The sequence below is a fragment of the Hymenobacter sp. IS2118 genome, assembly GCF_000715495.1.
Taxonomy (GTDB): Bacteria; Bacteroidota; Bacteroidia; order Cytophagales; family Hymenobacteraceae; genus Hymenobacter.
The window spans coordinates 13,607-32,833 of the sequence record NZ_JNLX01000098.1 but is presented as its reverse complement, the minus strand read 5'-3'; the positions used below and the strand labels follow the sequence as shown (position 1 = coordinate 32,833).

Below are 19,227 nucleotides of genomic sequence, written 5' to 3'. Positions count from 1 at the left end.
TAGCGGTGGGTAATATGCTAAGTTAACGCAGAAAACCGGCTGATTGTGCCATCTGATTCTACCTGCACTTCTCCTTGCGCCGCGTGTCAATAACGTGCGCAATTTTCCACCCGTCAGCCAGCTTGACTAATTGAAACGAATTGTAGCCGCAGTGGCTGAAGGTGCCGCCGAGGTAGAACTCGTAGGGCGTCCAGACGCTGGCCAGGTTGGCATCAATCAAAACGCTGGCGAAGCTGATGCGCTCATCCCAAACTTTGGGGTGCGGCGTGCCCACGGCTTTGAGGAAATCCAGCAGGCTTTCGGGCTTCACTTCGGTCACGCCAGCCTTGGCGACGATGGTGTGAAACACAGCGCCGGGGGCCAGGGTGCGGCGCACGGCGGTGCTGTCGCCCTGGCGCATGCCATCGAAAAAAGCGGTGATGGTTTTCTTAACGTCGGCGGTTTCAGGGGCCGTGGTTTGGGCCTGGGCCCCGAAGCCAGCGCAAAGCAGCTGGAAAAACAGGATTGGGGTAAGAAATTTAGTCATGTATAGGTAATGGCGGCGGGTGAAGCGGAGGGTTGCGCTTGCATGCGGGGTGTAGCTTTGTCGGAGCATGAATGTAAGCGCTTCCACGAACAATCCGGCCGGGCAGTTGCAGGCCGATGGCTACCTCAAATTACCCAAGCTCTTTGAGCCGGCTGAAGTAGCCGCGATGCTCAACTGTCTGGAAAGTGCCACTGCCGGGGCACCTGATGCCCGCCGAAGCAGAGAGGTATTTGCCATCCGGGACGTGCTGGGCAAAGTGCCCGATTTGGTGCCACTGCTGCACACCCCAGCATTATGCAAGCTCCTGAGTCAGCTTTTCTCTGGCGGCTGCCACTCGGTCAAATCCATCTATTTCGACAAGCCCGCGTTATCAAACTGGTTTGTGCCCTGGCATCAGGACCTGATGATTAACGTGGACCGCCGGACCGATTTGGCGGGTTTTGGCCCGTGGACGAGCAAGGCGGAAGGGGTTTCGGTGCAGCCTCCGCTGGCGATTTTGCAAAACAGCTGCACCATCCGAATTCACCTCGACGACTGTGACGCCAGCAACGGGGCGCTCCATGTCGTGCCTGGCTCGCACCAGCTTGGGGTGGTGCTGCCGGCGGCGTTGCCCGGGCTCACGCAGCATTCGACGGTTTGCGAGGTCCCGGCGGGTGGCGTCATGCTGATGCGGCCGCTGGTGCTGCACGCTTCCAACCGCAGCACCAGCAACCAGCCGCGCCGGGTGCTGCACCTGGAATTCTCGGCATCGGAACTGCCCGCCGGGTTGCACTGGCGCGAACGACGGTTTGCGCGTTGGCAAGGGTGAGCTTAAATGCTTGAAAATACCGACTTTCAGGCCAGAAATATTGAAAAAATCAGCGCGCCCATCAATCATTCTGCCGTGCCTTTTGTTATCTTTCCGAACCTAACTACCTCCTGCCATGAACGGTAAAAACCTCTTTAATTTCGGTCCGGTCCTCGGTTATTACTTCCGTGGCAAAGACGCAAATCGCAAAACCAATTTCAACATGAAGACCATGCACTTCATCAATAAGCTCAGCTTGGCGATGTTTCTGGTGTGCCTGGTGGTAATGTTTTTCCGCTACGTAATCTAAGTAGCCGGCCCGATGAATATTGAGGATTTCCGGGACTATTGCATGGCCAAGCCCGGCGTGACCGAGGAAACGCCATTCGGTCCCGAGACCCTCGTGTTCAAAGTCGGCGGCAAGATTTTCGCCCTCACCGACATCGATACCTTCGGCAGCATCAACCTGAAGTGCGACCCCGAGCGGGCCGCCGAGCTGCGCGAAGCCCACGACTACGTGCTGCCCGGCTACCACATGAACAAGAAGCACTGGAACACCGTCCTGATTGGGACGGGTGCTCCGCTGGGTCAACTCCGCGCACTAATTGACCATTCGTATGACTTGGTGCGGGCTTCGCTGCCCAAAGCCCTGCGTGCCACGATGTAGTGGCGCCAGGCTGCGTTAATTTATTGAGGGATACCGCAGCAAACCCGCTCAGCGCGAATGATTCAACGCAGGCGGTTGCTTGCTCATTGGTTTACAAAGCTGCCTGAGAAGCTCTGTCGTTGCATCGGCAGGGCTTTTTTTAACGCAAAAAGGCGGCGGGCCACTACCTTTCTCCAGCTAACTTTTGGGCCGGCGCCCTCCCACCTGGCCGCGCGTATTCGAGGCCCACTACCAGCAGTGCCCCCAGCGTGTAGGCCAGTAGGTCGCTCCACTCAAAATGACTGCCGAAGACGATGCGTGCCGCCCGCGAATGCCAGTCCAGCCGGTCGAGCAGGTTGATGTACTGCAGGCCCTCAATGAGATAGGAAAACGCCAGGGCCACCAGCGCCAGCCGCCCGACCGAAGCCCGCACAAAGCTGCTGAACAAGCAATACACAAAAATGGTAGCCAAAAAATCGCCCGCGTACGGTCTGATAATCCGGTCGTGCACAAACAGGGCGATGAGAACCTCCAGTAGCAACAAGCCACAGGAAATCAGGAAGTATCCTTTGCGAAAACACAGCATGGAGCGGATGGAATTACGCCTTGAGCGCAAGGTGACGGAAAGGACATTGCCCGGCCGCAGGACTTACCAACGGAGCCGAAACCACATCGACCGAAGCCGCATCCAACGCCAGAATGCGGGCCTGGTACGCGGCCGGAAGCAGGGCGTTTTTGGCCAACTGACTGAAGCGCCAGCGGCTAGTGAGGCGGTAGAACGCCACGGCCGGGCTTATCCACAGACCTCCGGGCAGTTGGAGCTTGTCCCGCACGCCGGCCGGTACCACGAGGCCCTGCACGGCCCGTAGCAGCGCATAGCGCGGGCCGCCCAGGTGCTTGCGGTACTGTTGGTACAGGTGCCGGGTGTGGGTACTGACAGCAGTATTGGCGGCCAGGTGTTGCGTGCGCGCCAATTGCCAGGCCGCGTATGAATTGGGTAAGTCAGGGATGCCCATGCGCCGGCCCACGCGGCAGAATACATCGGTTATTTCTTCTTTTTCGAGCGGTGTGAGGGGCTTTTCTAAAATTTCAAAAGCCCGAATGGAATACGCAATGAGCATAAGCAGCACGTCGCGGTAGGCCCAGGTGGGGATGGACTGCCCACGCCGGGCCTCTACCGCACCGTGAATGGCGGCAATGGTATCGATGGCTTTTTCGGCCCCGGCACGGTCGGCAAACACGATGCGGCGGGCGTAGTCCACCGTCGAAAACAGGCGGCCCAGCGGGTCGGCAGGCAGGCGGCCGGTGAAGTAAAGCCAGTCCACGGCCATATTGAGCGCGAACTCGGCGGCGGCCCCGGCAAAGATGAACAGCACGGTGTCGGAAGTGCCCCAGATGCGGCGAACGATGGAATCAGGAGCGACGAAATAAGGCATGATTATAAAGAACTTTGAAATACAAAGTTAATAATTGATTCCGTATCTCACGTTTCGGTAGCTTCGCTTCTGCCTGTCCGTCTGCTTGCTGATATGTTTCACAAAGTGGTGAAACCGCAGAGGTTCTCAGCGTAGGCTGTTAGAAATCTGCGAACCTCTGCAGTTTTACCTCTGCGACCTCTGCGGGAAACAATCGTTGAGCTACTATAGGGAATTCTAGTTTTCGAGTGTTTTCACCGCAGAAAGCGCAGAAGGATTCGCAGAAAGACCGCAGATGCTGTTCTTCTGCGGCCTTTCTGCGAATCCTTCTGCGCTTTCTGCGGTGAAAAAGCGAATAGCAGGAAGGGTTACAAAATACTTACTGGCCCACCAGAAAAACGGCGTTGCCGAAGAGCAGCTTGCCGCCCTGCCAGAAGGCACGGAATAGCGGGTTATCGCCCAGGTACACCACGGAGCCGCGGCCCATGTCCTGCGCCCCGACTACGAAAGTGTCGCTTAGCTCCTTGCGGGCTTTGCTGCCAGTGAAGCCGGCGGAGTAGCTATCCTTTTTGATGACGCCCACGTTCCAACCGCCTTGAGGCAGAAAGCTATATTTGAGCGGGTTACGCACCAGGGCGAAGTAGGTGTTGCCGTAGCCGAAGGCCAGCGGGTGGGTGTTATCGAGCTGCACGCGGTAGATGCTGCCCTGCACGGCATCCCCGGCATCGTCGCGCTCGGCGTCGCCGTAGCGGCGCAGGGCCAGGTAGGGATTGGCCTTCTGTTCTTTTTTGATGGCCGTAGAATCGACGGCCTTGGTTTTCAGCAGGAAGCCCTTTTTATCGGCTAAAAATCTGGCTGCGCCCTCCAATGCGATGAGGCGGCCGCCGTCGCGCACCCAGGCTTTGAGGGCTTCGAGGCTACGGTCAGAATACACGTCGGTATAATTGCCGTCGGGCAAAATCAGCACGTCGTATTTGCTGAGCGACACGCGGCTGAGGTAGTCGGTGCCCAGTACCGTGAGTGGGTAACCCAGCTGCTGCTCGAAGAAGTGCCACACCTCGCCAAACGCGGTCGGGTCGATGCCCTGCCCGGCCACCACGGCCACGTTGGGCCGCTTCACGAAGCGTACCGAGCCGGAGCCCAAATCGCTCCCGGTGGTAGAAAAGCCCGATTTCACGGCCAGAACTGTGGTGCCGGCCGAGTCGGCCTGGGCCCGCACCAGCTGGTCGAACCGCGCGCCCAGGGCCTCGTTGCCAGTGCGGGTGATGATGAGCGTGCCGGGCGCGTACCGCTGGCCTTCGGCCTCAAACGCCTTTTCGGCGTAGCGCACCTTCACTTTCTGTTGCAGCAGGCGGCTCAGGAAACGGATGTCCTGCAAGCTGTTCCAGCGGGCGAGGTAGGCGTAAGGACGGGCATCGGCGGCGGCGGCGCTGCCCGTTACGGCTGGCGCGGGGGCGGCGGCTCCGGAAGCATCGAGTCGGCCGGCCACGGCGTAGGCTTTCAGGCCGAAAGCGTAGGGCAGCGCCCACGAAGTGATGTCGTAGGTGAGGGAGTCTTCGAGCTGCGGGCGGGGCTCGAATAGCACCTTGACCAGCGTCGATTTCGGCTGGTACATGCTGATAACTACGTCGCGGGGCTCAATCTGTACGTCGCTGGTTTTCCCGGTGTAGTAGTTGAAAGCCTTGGTTTTTATTCGCTTGGGTGCGTAACCGTAGCGAATCTGGTTGCGGTCGAGGTATTGGGTGAAGGCGCGGAGCTGGCCGGGGTCGTTGCCGGCCGCCATTACGTAGCTTTTATACTCGCCTTGGGGCTTGGTGGCAGCGTTGCCGAAGTAGCGCTGGAACTCGCGCAGCAGGTCGTCGTGGCGCTCGGCGGTGGCCTGAATGGTGGCGCGGCTGGCGGCGTGGTGGTGCGCAATGCGTTGGGCCAGCGTGAGGGTGTCGCCGTCGAGGCGGGCGTAGGCCAGGCCGGCGGGGCCGCCGCCGCCCTGCTCATAAGTCATGCCGATGGCGCCGTTGAAGCTGGGCCAGGTGTCGCCGTAGGTGGGCGCGTACAGGTCGTAGACTTCGCGGGTGAAATACAGCCAGTTGTTTTTATCAAAAGCCACCTTGTTGTAGTCGCCCAGCACGCCCTGGAACTGGCGCTGCCAGGCCGTGAGGTCGGCGTGGTAGGGCTTGGCGGCGGGCGAGAAGTAGTAAGTGCTGTTGGGGCCCATCTCGTGAAAATCGGCGTGGACCTGGGGCAGCCACTGGTTGTAGAGGGAGATGCGCTGGCGGGTTTCCTGCTGGGTTTGCCAGGCCCAGTCGCGGTTCAGGTCGAAATAGTAGTGGTTGAACCGGCCGCCGGGCCAGGGCTCGTGGTGCTCCCAGGAATCGGGGTTGGCATTGGGCTGCTGGTTGCGCACGCGGTTGTACCAGTTCACATACCGGTCGTGGCCGTCGGGGTTGATGCAGGGGTCCACGATGACGACGGTGTTCTTGAGCCAGTCCTGCATCTGCTGGTCCTGGGGGTTGGCCAGGTCGTAGAGCACCTGCATCACGGCTTCGGAGCTCACGGCCTCGTTGCCGTGCACGTTGTAGCTCAGCCAGCACACGCCCGGCTCCTGCACCCGGCCCGCGCCGCTTTCAATCCCCGCCAGGCGCAGATTATTGCGGCGCACGTCTTCGAGCCGGCCAAAGGTTTCGGGACTGGCAATCTGCACTACTTCCAGCGGGCGCTGCTCGTAGGTGCTGCCGTAGCGCACCAGTTTCATGCGGCCGGGCGTGTGGGCCGTGATGTGGGCCACGTAGCGCAGCAGCTCGGCGTGGGGCGTGAACTGCGCGCCGAGCTTATAGCCCAGGAATTGTTCGGGCGTGAGCAGCGGGCCGGCGGCATCGCTGGTTTGGGCGCGGGCGGTGAAAGCGAGTAAGCTAAGCAGCAGCAGCCAGCAGCTACCGGCCCGCAAGCTGGTGGCAAAGGGTATGGTACGCATCAAGGAGCAGGTTAGGAGTTGAAACGGTATCGCCGGCAAAGATGCAAACGGGGTGCGGAGTACCACGCCGCCCCGGCCGTTTCCGCTGCTTTTGGAAGTTGCGCGTGGTAGCTGAACCAACCGTCAGGCTTCGGCAGTTGCTTGCTAAACCACGTATTTTGCATTATGCGCCAAGTTATTCTCACCGTTCCCGACGACCAGTTTGCTCCGCTGATGAAGCTGGTCAAAGCCCTGCCCTTTGCCATCAAAGCCAAAGCCGTGGCGCTGCCCAAGCCCAAAAGTACACCCCCGAGCAACAGGAGTGGATTGACGATTTCCGCGAAGCGCTGAACGAAGTGGAGTTGCACCAGCAGGGAAAGATTAAGCTCAAAACAGCTCGTGAGCTGCTGGCGGAGTTACGTGCAGAAAAATAAGTTTCGAAGTCATTGCTACCGACCGGTTCGAGCGCAACATCCGGCGCTTCCGAAAGAAATATGCGTCCACGGATGGTGATGACGAACGATTACTTGACGAATTAGAATCGGCTCCCTCGCTAGGCGATGTGCTGGGGCGCGACTGCTTCAAAGTTCATATGCGTATTAAATCCAAAAACACCGGCAAAAGCGGCGGTGCCCGCGTTATTACCTGCGTTAAAATCGTCGGGAAGAAAATTTACCTGCTGACAATTTATGGTAAGTCCGAACAGGATTCTATTTCGGATAAGGAGCGTGATGAATTACTGAGAGAAAACGGATTGGTTTAACATCAAAAACGCCCGCTACGTGTGCAGCGGGCGTTTTTGTGAGGTAAGCTTTAGCTTGCCGTGCCAGGAAAAGTAGCGGTTGAAAGAACGGCCCTGCGGTGCCAGCTAAAGCTTACCGCACATTACACCACCACGTTCACCATCCGGCCGGGCACCACAATCACCTTCTTCGCCGACTTTCCTTCGCCGTGCTTGGCCAGGAAGTCCGACGCCAGCACGGCGGCTTCAATTTCGGCGGCGGTGGCGGCGGCGGCAAACTGCATCTGCTCGCGCACTTTGCCGTTGATGGCCAGCGGGTACACCACCGATTCCTCCACCAGGAATTCCTCGCGGAACTCGGGGTAGCCCGCGTGGCTGACGCTGCCCGCCTCATGGCCCAGCTCCTGCCACAGCTCCTCGGCGAGGTGCGGGGCGTAGGGGGACACCAGCAGCACCAGCGGCTCCAGAATGGCGCGCTTGTGGCATTTGAGGGCCGTGAGCTCGTTCACGGTAATCATGAACAGGCTGACGGAGGTGTTGAAGCTGAACTTCTCAATGTCTTCCTGCACCTTCTGGATGGCGCGGTGTAGTACCTTTAGCTCGGCGGGCGTCGCGGGCTCGTCGGTTACGGCCAGGTCGCCGTCTTCGGGGTGGAAGAGGCGCCAGAGCTTCTTGAGGAAGCCGCTCACGCCGCTGATGCCGTTGGTGTTCCAGGGCTTATACTGCTCCAGCGGGCCGAGGAACATTTCGTAGAGACGCAACGCATCCGCGCCGTATTTGTCGATTAAATCGGTTGGATTAACAACATTGAATTTGGCTTTCGACATTTTTTCGATTTCCCAGCCGCTGATGTATGTTTCATCATCTTCGGTAATAAAATTGGCAAGTCGATAGTCTGGACGCCATTGCCGAAAAGCAGCCATGTCTAAAACATCGTTGTGAACAATGTTTACGTCTACGTGTAATTCGGAGAAGCCTTGAGAGTCTTTCGGGTTTCGAATTTTTATGCCTAATTCTTTGCTGTTGAAATCGGTAGCAAAATCTTCTACAAAACGACGTAACTCATTTGCTACAGCTTCATCACCAGCTTGAAATTTGTCATATTTATTCTTAGAAACAAAGAAGGTGGGTGGGTAGACTTTGGCTAAATCAGGACCTTCTATTTTGATGTCATAAATCTCGAAAGCGACATTGTACCGATACACGAAATTCGACCGCCCCAATATCATCCCCTGATTTATCAGTTTCTGGAAGGGCTCGCCGCTGCTCACGAGGCCCAAATCCTTTAGGAACAGGTACCAGAAGCGGGCGTAGAGCAGGTGGCCGGTGGCGTGCTCGGCCCCGCCCATGTAGAGGTCCACGGAGCCCCAGTACTGCTCGGCTTCTTCGCTTACGAAGCGGGCTTCGTTGGTGGGGTCCATGTAGCGGAGGTAGTACCACGACGAGCCCGCCCAGCCGGGCATGGTGCTCAGCTCGTAGGGGTATTTGTCCCGGTAGAGCCAGTTGGCGGCGCGGCCGAGGGGCGGCTCGCCGGTTTCGGTGGGCTTGTACTCGTCGATTTCGGGCAGCACCAGCGGCAGGTCGCTTTCGGCGATGCCATAGGCGGTGCCATCCTTGTAGTAAATCGGAATGGGCTCGCCCCAGTAGCGCTGCCGGCCGAAAATGGCGTCGCGCTGCCGGAAATTCACCTTGCCTTTGCCCAGGCCTTTTTCTTCGAGGAAGGCAATGAGCTTGGGCGTGGCTTCCTTGTAGGTGAGGCCGTTGATGATGCCGGAATTGATGTAGCGGCCTTCCTTGGTGGGGTCGGCCTGCTGGTCGAGGCCGGTTTGCGCGTCGGAAATGGCCGGGATGGGCAGGCCAAAATGCTGGGCAAAGAGGTAGTCTCGTTGGTCGCCGCTGGGCACGGCCATCACCGCGCCGGTGCCGTAGCCGGCCAGCACGTAGTCGGCCAGCCAGATTTGCACGGGCTCGTCGTTCACCGGGTTCAGAGCGTAGGCGCCGGTGAACACGCCGGATACGGTTTTAGCATCGGCCATGCGGTCGCGCTCCGAGCGGCGCTTGGTGGCGGCGATGTACTCATCCACGGCGGCGCGTTGGGCAGGGGTGGTCAGTTGGTCCACCAGCTCATGCTCAGGAGCCAAAACCAGGAAAGTGGCCCCGTAAATCGTATCAACCCGCGTGGTGTAGACTTTGATGCCGGCCGCCGCTTCTCCCGCCGCCGATGAGGCATCCGCAGAATTTTTAATTTTTAATTCTTCATTTTTAATTAAAAACGTCACTTCGGCCCCGATGCTCTTGCCAATCCAGTTGCGCTGCATCTCCTTCACGGCATCGGGCCAGTCGAGCTGGTCGAGGCCGGCTAGCAGACGGTCGGCGTAGGCGGTTATGCGCAGGTTCCACTGGGGCATGAGGCGGCGCTCGACGGGGAAGCCGCCGCGCTCGCTCAAACCGTCCTTCACTTCATCGTTGCTCAGCACCGTGCCCAGGCCGGGGCACCAGTTCACGGACGTATCCTGCTGATAGGCAAGGCGGTATGGGAGCACGGCGGCCAGCTTCTGCTTTTCGCTGAATAGCTGCCATTGTCCGGCCGAGAAGCTGAGCCGGTCGCCATCGTCGCCGGCGGCGCGGATGCCCTCGCTGCCGGTGGCGGCAAAACGGGCCGTGAGGTCCGTCAGCGGCTCGGCGCGGTCGGTGTCGAGGTTGTACCAGGAGTTGAACAGCTTGAGGAAAATCCACTGCGTCCACTTGTAGTAGCTGGCATCCGAAGTCCGCACTTCGCGGCTCCAGTCGTAGCTGAAACCGAGGCTGCTGAGCTGCTGCACGTAGGTTTCAATGTTCTTGTCGGTGGTGAGCGCGGGGTGCTGGCCGGTCTGGATGGCGTACTGCTCGGCGGGTAAGCCAAACGAGTCGAAACCCATGGGATGCAGCACGTTGAAGCCGCGCAGACGCTTGTAGCGCGTCACGATATCGGAGGCAATGTAACCCAGCGGGTGCCCTACGTGCAGGCCCGCCCCGGAGGGGTAGGGAAACATGTCGAGCACGTAGTATTTGGGCTTCTCGGAGTGGTTCTGGGTCTGGAAGGTGCTGTGCTGTTTCCAGTGGGCCTGCCACTTCTTTTCGATTTCTTCGGGGCGGTATGCGGGCATCTTGCGCGGAGTTTATTCCGGGCAAAGGTAGGACGCAGGAGAAAGTAGGGCGAAATTTGTTGGAGATAACGCCCTCCGCGTTCACCTCACCCCCTAGCCCCCTCTCCCGCGGAGAGGGGGGACTAGTTTCTAGCTTTAGACATTTTAGCTTCTAATCTGGAAAAACTAGAAACTAGTTTAGCACTAGTTCCTCCTCTCCGCGGGAGAGGGGGCTAGGGGTGAGGTGAGCCGGCCGCGCCGCCAGAAGTTTCATTCCTGCCCCCCAGATGGCCCGCATCCCCAAAGAACTAGTTGACCAGATTATTCAGACCGCCGACATCGTGGAAGTCGTTGGCGACTTTGTGCAGCTCAAGCGCAAAGGCCAGAATCTGTGGGCCCCGTGCCCGTTCCACAACGAGAAGTCCCCCTCGTTTTCGGTGAACCCAGCCAAGAGTCTCTACAAATGCTTCGGCTGCGGCAAGGCCGGCGGCGTGGTGCAGTTTGTGATGGACGTGGAAGGCACCTCCTACGTGGAGGCCCTGAAATACCTGGCCAAAAAGTACGCCATCGAGATTCAGGAGGAGGAAAAAACGCCCCAGCAGCAGCTGGAGCAGAACGAGCGCGACTCCCAGTTCATCGTCTCGGACTTCGCCAAAAACCACTTCCACCGCCTGCTGCTCAACTCCGACGAGGGCATGAGCATCGGTTTCGGCTACCTCAAGGAGCGCGGCCTGAACCTGAGCACCATCCAGACCTTCGAGCTCGGCTACTCGCTAGATAGCTGGGACGACCTGATGAAAGCCGCCGAAACGGCCGGCTACGACAAGAAATACCTGGAAAAAACCGGCCTCACCGTCATCAAAACCGACGACCAGGGCAAGGACACCGGCCGGCGCTACGACCGGTTCCGGGGCCGCGTGATGTTCCCGATTCACAACATCAGCGGCCGGGTGGTGGGCTTCGGGGCGCGCACCCTGAAGCGCGACGACAAGATGGCGAAGTACCTCAATTCGCCCGAGTCGGAGATTTACCACAAGTCGGACGTGCTCTACGGCCTGTTCCAGGCCCGACAGGCCATTCGCACGCAGGAGGTTTGCTATCTGGTAGAAGGCTATCTGGACGTTTTGAGCCTTTATCAGGGCGGGATTAAAAACGTGGTGGCCTCGTCGGGCACTTCGCTCACCGAAGGCCAGATTCGGCTCATCAAGCGGTATTCCGATAACGTGACGGTGCTTTATGATGGTGATGCGGCCGGCATCAAAGCCAGCTTGCGCGGCACTGATTTGCTGCTCGAAGGCGGCCTGAACGTGCGCGTGGTGCTGTTTCCCGATGGCGACGACCCCGACAGCTACATTCGCAAAGTGGGCGACCAGCGCTTCACCGAGTACATCGAAACCAAGAGCCAGGACTTCATCAGCTTCAAAACCACGCTCGTGGCCCGCGAGGCCAGCAACGACCCCGTGAAGAAGGCCGAGGCCATCCGTGACGTGCTCCATAGCATCGCCAAAGTGCCCGACGCCATCAAGCGCCAGGTGTTTTTGCAGCAGACGTCGGCCACGTTCGGCATTGACGAGCAGGTGCTTATCACCGAGTATAATAAGTTGGTGAAGGCTCCGGCCGCCCGGCAGGCTACGGGCAACGCGGGCAATTACGGCAGTGGCGCGGGCAGCGCCAACACTGGCTACGCGTCTGGCGGCAACGCCCGCCCGGCTTCGGCCGCCCGGCCCATGACCGACGAGGAAGAGGCCGAAATGCTCATGTATGGCGGCGCCGAAGCCGCTGAGGCACTAGGAGCAGCTGCACCCGCAACGAAGGCCGAGGAGGAGGAAACGCCCGACGTGCTCAAGCTCTGCGAGCGCGAGGTGCTGCGGCTGCTGGTGCTCTACGCGGGCCGCGAGGTAGACGCCGACGTCAGCGTGGCGGCCTACCTGCTAAACGAGTTGGGCGAGAATCCCCTCACGGTGCCGCTCTACGCCGAAATGTGGGAAATCTGCCGCCAGGAGCTGATGGCCAACCGTTTCCCCGACGCCCGCCAGCTGGCCCAAAACGAGCGGGCCGACATTCGCAGCCTCATTACCGACCTCGCCACCGAACGCTACGAAATCAGCCCGAACTGGCGCACCAAGGAAATCTACGTCTTCAACGAAGTCGACCTGCCCAAGCTGGCCTGCGACAACGCCGTGCTGCGCCTCAACAAAGTGCACGTGCAGCGCGAGCTGGATATTTGCCTCGACAAGCTGCGCCACCCGCTCGAAGACGCCGAAATGTTCGAAATCCTGGGCGACATCAAGCGCCTCAAGGAACTCGATAATGAGCTGGCCGCTCTATTAGGCACGGTAGTAGCGCGAGGAGCCTGAGTCGGTTGGAACGGTTGCTTGCTGCTTTTACGCCACCCGGCCGCAAACCTTTCTAACCCCTCTTCCAAGGAATGGGGGATTAGCTTTAATCTCTAGAATCTAGCTTTATTAGAACTAACGTTGGGTTTCCTTCTCTTTGGGACAGGGGGCTATGCCCCAAAGAGTTCCCGTGAGGTTGGCGCCTGAGTGGCGTAAGGTCAGTTACTAAACGAAAATATGATAAAACGCATTGCCATCAACCGCCTGATACTGGCCGGCATCCTTTCGGGACTGAGCCTGGTGGTCGGAATGCTGGGCTACACCCAAATCGAAAATTATGGCCCGGTCGATGCTTTTTACATGACCGTGACCACCATTGCCACGGTGGGCTTTGGCGAGCTGCACCCGTTTTCTCCGGCTGGCCGGCTGTTCGTTTCCATCTACATTCTCTACAACCTGGTGGTGGTGGCCTACCTGCTGTCGGTAATTTCGGCGATTATCTTTGATGGGCAGTTGCACAAAATGTATCGAATGTTTCGAACCGACCAGGAAATTAAGCGTTTTAGCGGGCACATCATCGTCTGCGGTTTCGGGCGCAACGGGCGGCGGGCCTACCAGGAATTGCGGGCCAGCGGCGCCCGCGTAGTGGTTATCGAATCGAGCGAGGAGTTGATGAAAAGCCTCACAGAAGGTCGTTCCGGCGAAGATTTTGACGGCGACGGGCTGGCGGGCGGCAAAATATTCACCGTCTTCGGCGATGCCACTTCCGATACTGTGCTCTCGCAAGCCGGCGTGGAGCGGGCGTCGGCTCTCATCACCTCCCTGCCCAAGGACGCGGATAATGTGTTTGTGGCCCTTTCGGCGCGCGCCCTCAACCCGCGCCTGAAAATTATCGCCCGTGCCTCGCTGAAAACCTCCGAAAGCAAGCTGCTTTTCGCGGGTGCCGATTCGGTGGTGATGCCCGACGAAATTGGGGGCTCGCACATGGCCAAGCTGGTGGTGCGCCCCGAAATTATCCGGTTCCTGGATTTGATTTCGGGCCTGAGCGCCGACAAGCTGCGCCTCGAAGAAATGACATTTGAGCAGCTGCGGAAGGACTTACGCGGGTCCAGCATTCGGCAGATGGACGTTCGCTCCCTCACCGGGGCCACCGTAATCGGCCTGCGCAACGCCACCGGCGCCCTGCTCATGAGCCCGCCAATAGACCACGTACCCGCGCCGGGCGAAGTGCTGCTGGTGCTGGGCAGCGAGGAACAGATTCAGCACTTTGAAGTCCGGTTTCGGGAACTGAAGATTAAGTAGAAATTACGAGTTGGAATACCTGCAAAGCGCCATTCATAACGTCTGATTTCTGCCTCATAATTCGACCAAATGCATATCCTGCAACTCCTGCCCCGCGTTCCATTTCCGCTGCATACCGGGGGCGCCATTGCCATGCACGATGTGGCTGCCGGGCTGCTGCAGGCTGGCCACCGCGTCACGATGCTGGCCATCAATACGCCCAAACACCACCAGCCCGCCAACGCCCTCGACCACCTGGGCCCGAATTTCCGGCTGGTAACGGTGGAGATTGATACCGATATTTCGCCCCGCCGGGCCCTGAAAAATCTGCTTTTCAGTCGCCAGCCCTACATTGCCGAGCGGTTCATCAGCCCGGCGGTGGGGGAGAAGCTGCTGGAGCTGCTGCGCACTGAAGCCGTGGATGTGGTGCAGCTGGAAGGCACGTTTGTGGCCTGGTATGCCGAGTTTCTGGGGCGGCAGCATAGCGCCGAGCTGGTGGTGCCGCCCTTGGTGCTGCGGGCCCACAACCTGGAATTCACGATTTGGAAAGCGCTGGCCAGCCGCGAAAAAAACGTTATTAAAAAGCTGCTGCTGCGCACTATGGCCGCCCGGCTGGAGAAATTCGAGCGCCGCCACCTGCCGCAGTTCGACGCTGTAGCGGCCATCACCGACGACGATGCCCAACGCCTGCGGGCCCTGGGTTGCCCGGAACCCGTGGTGTTCATTCCGGCGGGCGTGGAAATGGCCCGCATCAGCCCCGACCCCAGCCTGCGGCCCGCGCCGCGCACGTTGTTCCTCATCGGTTCTCTGAACTGGCTGCCCAACCTGGAAGGCCTGGAGTGGCTGCTACGCGAGGTCTGGCCCACCATTCATGCCGAGATGCCGGACGTGGAGCTGCACGTAGCGGGCAGCGGCACGCCCGCCAGCCTGCTCGCGCCCCGCACCGACAACGTAATCGTGCACGGCTTCGTGAAATCGGCTCCCCGCTTTATGCAGCAGTACGACCTGATGCTGGTGCCGCTGCTCAGCGGCGGCGGCATGCGCGTTAAAATCATCGAAGCCATGACCCTGGGCAAAGCAGTGCTGAGCACGTCGCTGGGGGCCGAGGGCATTGCCGTGCGCGACGGGGAAGATATCCTGCTCCGCGAGTCGGCCGCCGCGTGGATAGCGGCACTCCGGGCCTGGGGCCGCGGCGAGCTGCCAACGGCTGCCATCGGCGCCGCTGCTGCCCGCACAGCCACCGACCTCTACGACAACCGCCGCGTCACGCAACGCTTCGTGGACCTGTATGAGCGGCTGCTGCCCGTGGAAGCCTGATGGGTATGCCAGTGCTCCTGATAGTGTTTTGGGTGTGCTTGCTGCTAGTGGCGCATACCTACGTGCTGTTTCCGCTGCTGCTGCGGGAGCTGGCCCGTGGCCGCCGTCAAAACCAAAACGTATTTGGGCCCACCGCCGCCGACCTGCCCGCCGTGGATATTTTGCTGGCCGCGCACAACGAGGAGGCCGTGATAGTGGAGAAAATCCGTTCCACCTTCGCCACCACTTACCCGCTCGACCGGCTGCGGTTGCTGGTGGGCTCGGATAACTCCTCGGACCAAACCAACGAGCTGCTGGCCCGGCTGGCCACGCAATATCCCCGGCTGCATTTTGAGGCCTACACAAAGCGAATCGGTAAGCCCGGCGTCATCGAAAACCTGGCCCAACAGGCTACTGCGCCCATTCTGGTGCTCACCGATGCCAACGTGTTTTTTGCTCCCGATACGTTGTATCATCTGGTCAAGCACTTTCAGCATCCGCCCATCGGCCTGGTGGGCGGCCACATTCTCAACCCCGAACACCGCGCCGAAGGAATTTCAGGCCAGGAAAAGGCGTACCTGGAACGCGAGAATCTTATAAAATACCGGGAGGGCGTGCTGTGGGGCAGTATGATGGGCGCTTTTGGCGGCTGCTTCGCGGTGCGTCGGGCCTGCTACCACCCGGCGCCGGCGGCTTTTCTGGTCGATGACTTTTACAGCACGATGGCCGTGGTGCGCGACGGCTACCAGGCCATCAACGAGCTGGACGCCGTGTGCTACGAAGACGTGTCGGACCGGCTACCGGAGGAGTTTCGGCGTAAGGCGCGGATTTCGGCCGGCAACTTTCAGAATCTGAAGGAATTTCGGGCGCTGCTTTGGCCGCCGTGGCAGGGCGGGGCGTTTGCGCTGTGGTCGCACAAAGTGCTGCGCTGGTACACACCGCACCTGCTGCTGCTGCTGCTACTGGCCACGGTGGGGCTGGTGGGGCGCGGGGCCGGGTGGTTTTTCCAGATGGCGCTGGCCGGGCAGCTGGCCCTGCCGCTGCTGCTGCTCGTGGATGGCGGCCTGCGCCGGCTGGGCTGGAATTCGCGGCTGTTGCGCTTCATAACCCATTTTTACAGCATGAACGCGGCGCTGCTGGTGGGCTACGTGCGCTATTTGCGCGGCGTCAAAACCACTATTTGGCAGCCTACGCAGCGCTTCCAGCAAGGCCGGTAGCGGGCCCGCGTACCCGGCGCCCGGCGGCGGGCTAACTTTGCGGCGGCCCCCGTTGTTATGGCCCGAAATACCCCATCCATGCTTGATACCATCGAATCCGCCATTGCCGATATCCGCGCTGGCAAGGTTGTAATTGTCGTCGACGACGAAGACCGCGAAAACGAAGGCGACTTTATCTGCGCCGCCGAGTGCGCCACCCCGGAAATCATCAACTTCATGGCCACCCACGGGCGCGGCTTGGTTTGTGCCTCGCTGCCCGAGCAGCGCTGCGAAGAGCTGGGCCTCGAGCTGATGGTGGGCCATAATACGGCCCTGCACGCCACGCCCTTCACGGTTTCGGTCGACTTGCTCAAGAATGGCGTGACCACGGGCATCTCGGCCTCCGACCGCAGCAAGACCATTCTGGCCCTTATTGACCCCGCCACCAAACCCGAAGAGCTGGGCAAGCCGGGCCATATTTTCCCCCTTAAGGCCCGTAAGGAAGGCGTGCTGCGCCGCGCCGGCCACACCGAAGCAGCGGTGGACCTGGCCCGTCTGGCGGGGCTGGCCCCGGCCGGGGTGCTGGTTGAGATTCTGAAGGAAGACGGCGAAATGGCCCGCCTGCCCGACCTGGAGATTGTGGCCAAAAAGTGGGACCTCAAGCTGGTTTCGGTGCAGGACCTCATTAAATACCGCCTCGCCACGGAAAGCCTCATTACCCGCGAAATTGCGGTGAAAATGCCCACTGAAGACGGTGATTTCGACCTTTACGCCTACACGCAAAACTCGAACAACGCCAAGCATTTAGCGCTGGTGAAGGGCGACCTCAGCGGCCCGGAACCGGTGCTGGTGCGCGTGCACAGCTCCTGCGTGACGGGCGACATCTTCGGGTCCTGCCGCTGCGACTGCGGCCCGCAACTGCGTCAGGCCATGCGTCAGATTGAGCAGGAAGGCCGCGGCGTTATCGTGTACATGAACCAGGAGGGGCGCGGCATCGGTCTGCTCAACAAGCTGAAAGCCTACAAGCTGCAGGAGCAGGGCCGCGACACGGTGGAGGCCAACGAAGACCTGGGCTTTCAGGGCGACGAGCGCGACTACGGCGTGGGAGCCAGCATCCTGCGCGACCTGGGGGTGCGCCAGATGCGCCTGCTCACCAACAACCCTAAGAAGCGCACCGGCCTCATCGGCTACGGCCTCGAAATCGTGGAGACGCTGCCCATCGAAATCCACTCCAATCCCCACAACGAAGCCTATTTGGCCACCAAGCGCGACAAGATGGGCCACGAAATCATGCGCGCCTTGACCGACGAAACCTCGGCTGCATAAACGCTCAGATAGTATAAATTAAAAATCCCCGATGCCTTCAAGCGTCGGGGATTTTTGCGTTACCGTTTGTCATGCTGAGCGCAGCCGAAGCATCTCGCTCGCCTCGTTGGGCCGCTTCAATAAGGCGAGCGAGATGCTTCAGATGTGCTCCGAATAACAACTTTTTTTACTGCGGTTGTTTTTGCGCGAGTGAGTATTTCAAGCTCTAAAATCACACATTCATAGCCGCCAGCTGCTGCCGTAGCAGCGTGAGTAACGACTGCGCGGCGTATTCTACGTTGAGCCCGCGGCCCCGGTCCAGCACATATTCCTTGCTGATGGTTTGGGTCGCATCGGCGTAGGCCAGGCATACCGTACCCACTTTCTTGGTGTCGGTGGCGCCGGTGGGGCCGGCGATGCCGCTCGTAGCCACGGCCACATCCACGCCGAGGCGGCGGCGGGCGCCCTCGGCCATTTCGCGCACGGTGGCTTCGCTCACGGCGCCGTATTGGGCCAGCGTTTCGGCTTGCACGCCCAGCTCGCTTTGCTTAATGTCGTTGTGGTAGGCCACGATGCTGCCCCGGAAGTAGGCCGAGCTGCCCGGCACGCTACTGAGACGCTGCGCCACGAGGCCGCCGGTGCAGCTTTCGGCTGTGCCAATGGTGAGGTTTCGTGCCAGCAATAGCTTGCCAATGGCCGCTTCCAGCGGGGTTTCTTCCTCGGCAAAAACATACTCCCCAATGCGCTCGCGCAGCACGGGTAGCAGCGCTAACATGCGCCCGCGCAGGTCGGGCAGGCCATCGGCGGTGCCGGTGAGGCGTAGGCGTACGGCCCCGAAGCTGGGCAGATAAGCCAGTTTGATATTGGCCGGCAGTGCTTCTTCCCAGTCGGCAATTTTTGCCGCCAGAAACGACTCGCCCAGGCCGGCCGTCATCACCACCAAGTGCTCGATGGGCGCCAGGTGGAACAGGGCTTGCAGGCGCGGCAGCACGTGGTCCGTCATCAGCCGCTTCATTTCGAAGGGGACGCCGGGCATGCTTACAAACACGGTTCCCTGGTCGTTGAACCACATGCCGGGCGCGGTGCCCACCGCATTGTGCAGCACTTCGCAGTTGGCGGGCACCAGGGCCTGCTGGCGGTTCACGTCGAGCATGGGACGCTGGAAACGTTGAAATATTTCTTCCACGTGGCGGAGCGTGGGCGCGTGCAGCACCAGCTCGGCGCCGAAATAGCGGGCCAGCACGTGCTTGGTGAGGTCGTCTTTGGTGGGGCCCAGGCCGCCGGTGATGAGCACTACCTGGGCGCGCTGTCGGGCCTGGTCGAGGGCGGCCACTATTTCATCGGCCCGGTCCGAAACCGAGGAAATCTGGCGCACGCGCAAGCCCAGCTTCCCCAACTCCTGGCCCATAAATGCCGAATTGGTATCGATGACCTGCCCGTACAGCAACTCATCGCCGATGGTCATAATCTCCACATCGGGCGGCGCGGCGTAGGTAGTTGGGAAGAAGAGCAGGTCGGTGACAGGCGCTGGGGAGGACATCAGGAGGGGGTAAGAATTGGTTTGGCCGCAAATTTGTCTTCAATTTGCACACGCGGCGGTCCAACGACAGCCATAGGGGCTT

The 19,227-nt window shown here is 60.1% G+C and carries 16 protein-coding genes; 10 read left to right on the top strand and 6 right to left on the bottom strand.

What is annotated here, in order from left to right:
- Positions 1–58 precede the first annotated feature (58 nt).
- Positions 59–526 carry a nuclear transport factor 2 family protein gene (locus GM79_RS08830; RefSeq protein ID WP_035562430.1) on the bottom strand — a complete coding sequence of 156 codons (468 nt, stop codon included), beginning with the start codon at positions 524–526 and terminating at the stop codon, positions 59–61.
- A 67-nt stretch (positions 527–593) separates the two neighbouring features.
- Between GM79_RS08830 and GM79_RS08825 the strand changes: the two genes are divergently transcribed.
- The 3 genes from GM79_RS08825 to GM79_RS08820 all read left to right on the top strand — a co-directional run bounded on the left by GM79_RS08825 (position 594) and on the right by GM79_RS08820 (position 1,980).
- Entirely contained in the window at positions 594–1,334 is a 741-nt protein-coding gene (locus GM79_RS08825; RefSeq protein ID WP_035562427.1) for a phytanoyl-CoA dioxygenase family protein, read from the top strand.
- Between the two features lie 115 nt (positions 1,335–1,449).
- Positions 1,450–1,623 (top strand): DUF6728 family protein, encoded by a 174-nt coding sequence (locus GM79_RS25735; RefSeq protein WP_200875593.1) that lies wholly within the window; start codon positions 1,450–1,452, stop codon positions 1,621–1,623.
- 12 nt (positions 1,624–1,635) lie between these two features.
- Positions 1,636–1,980 carry an MmcQ/YjbR family DNA-binding protein gene (locus tag GM79_RS08820; RefSeq protein ID WP_035562424.1) on the top strand — a complete coding sequence of 115 codons (345 nt, stop codon included), beginning with the start codon at positions 1,636–1,638 and terminating at the stop codon, positions 1,978–1,980.
- Between the two features lie 163 nt (positions 1,981–2,143).
- On the opposite strand, the gene GM79_RS08815 is transcribed toward GM79_RS08820, so the two are convergent.
- The 3 genes from GM79_RS08815 to GM79_RS08805 all read right to left on the bottom strand — a co-directional run bounded on the left by GM79_RS08815 (position 2,144) and on the right by GM79_RS08805 (position 6,345).
- Positions 2,144–2,545, bottom strand: coding sequence for a DUF2809 domain-containing protein (locus tag GM79_RS08815; RefSeq protein ID WP_035562422.1), 402 nt, complete (start codon positions 2,543–2,545; stop codon positions 2,144–2,146).
- A 13-nt stretch (positions 2,546–2,558) separates the two neighbouring features.
- Positions 2,559–3,395 carry an oxygenase MpaB family protein gene (locus tag GM79_RS08810; RefSeq protein WP_072008574.1) on the bottom strand — a complete coding sequence of 279 codons (837 nt, stop codon included), beginning with the start codon at positions 3,393–3,395 and terminating at the stop codon, positions 2,559–2,561.
- 358 nt (positions 3,396–3,753) lie between these two features.
- The gene (locus tag GM79_RS08805) at positions 3,754–6,345 is read right to left on the bottom strand and encodes a M14 family metallopeptidase (protein WP_051718686.1); all 2,592 of its coding nucleotides are present in this window, start codon (positions 6,343–6,345) and stop codon (positions 3,754–3,756) included.
- Between the two features lie 165 nt (positions 6,346–6,510).
- On the opposite strand from GM79_RS08805, the gene GM79_RS25400 reads away from it, so the two are divergent.
- Both GM79_RS25400 and GM79_RS26050 read left to right on the top strand, forming a co-directional pair.
- A complete protein-coding gene (locus tag GM79_RS25400; RefSeq protein WP_161787144.1) occupies positions 6,511–6,675 on the top strand; it encodes a hypothetical protein in 165 nt (54 codons plus the stop codon).
- A 211-nt stretch (positions 6,676–6,886) separates the two neighbouring features.
- Positions 6,887–7,087: a type II toxin-antitoxin system RelE/ParE family toxin gene (locus GM79_RS26050; protein ID WP_262489446.1), complete on the top strand. Its 201-nt coding sequence runs from the start codon at positions 6,887–6,889 to the stop codon at positions 7,085–7,087.
- 122 nt (positions 7,088–7,209) lie between these two features.
- Here the strand turns inward: GM79_RS26050 and GM79_RS08795 are convergent, their stop codons facing one another.
- Positions 7,210–10,212 (bottom strand): leucine--tRNA ligase, encoded by a 3,003-nt coding sequence (locus tag GM79_RS08795; protein ID WP_035562417.1) that lies wholly within the window; start codon positions 10,210–10,212, stop codon positions 7,210–7,212.
- A gap of 266 nt (positions 10,213–10,478) precedes the next feature.
- On the opposite strand from GM79_RS08795, the gene dnaG reads away from it, so the two are divergent.
- From dnaG to GM79_RS08770, 5 genes are all read left to right on the top strand, one after another.
- Positions 10,479–12,548, top strand: coding sequence for a DNA primase (gene dnaG, locus GM79_RS08790; protein ID WP_035562414.1), 2,070 nt, complete (start codon positions 10,479–10,481; stop codon positions 12,546–12,548).
- A 216-nt stretch (positions 12,549–12,764) separates the two neighbouring features.
- The gene (locus GM79_RS08785; RefSeq protein ID WP_051718685.1) at positions 12,765–13,829 is read left to right on the top strand and encodes a potassium channel family protein; all 1,065 of its coding nucleotides are present in this window, start codon (positions 12,765–12,767) and stop codon (positions 13,827–13,829) included.
- Between the two features lie 69 nt (positions 13,830–13,898).
- Positions 13,899–15,125 (top strand): glycosyltransferase family 4 protein, encoded by a 1,227-nt coding sequence (locus GM79_RS08780; RefSeq protein ID WP_035562411.1) that lies wholly within the window; start codon positions 13,899–13,901, stop codon positions 15,123–15,125.
- 5 nt (positions 15,126–15,130) lie between these two features.
- The gene (locus GM79_RS08775) at positions 15,131–16,321 is read left to right on the top strand and encodes a glycosyltransferase (protein ID WP_161787143.1); all 1,191 of its coding nucleotides are present in this window, start codon (positions 15,131–15,133) and stop codon (positions 16,319–16,321) included.
- Positions 16,322–16,399: 78 nt separating this feature from the next.
- Entirely contained in the window at positions 16,400–17,626 is a 1,227-nt protein-coding gene (locus GM79_RS08770; RefSeq protein WP_152559914.1) for a bifunctional 3,4-dihydroxy-2-butanone-4-phosphate synthase/GTP cyclohydrolase II, read from the top strand.
- Positions 17,627–17,837: 211 nt separating this feature from the next.
- On the opposite strand, the gene GM79_RS08765 is transcribed toward GM79_RS08770, so the two are convergent.
- Positions 17,838–19,145: a competence/damage-inducible protein A gene (locus tag GM79_RS08765; protein WP_081867645.1), complete on the bottom strand. Its 1,308-nt coding sequence runs from the start codon at positions 19,143–19,145 to the stop codon at positions 17,838–17,840.
- Positions 19,146–19,227 lie beyond the last annotated feature (82 nt).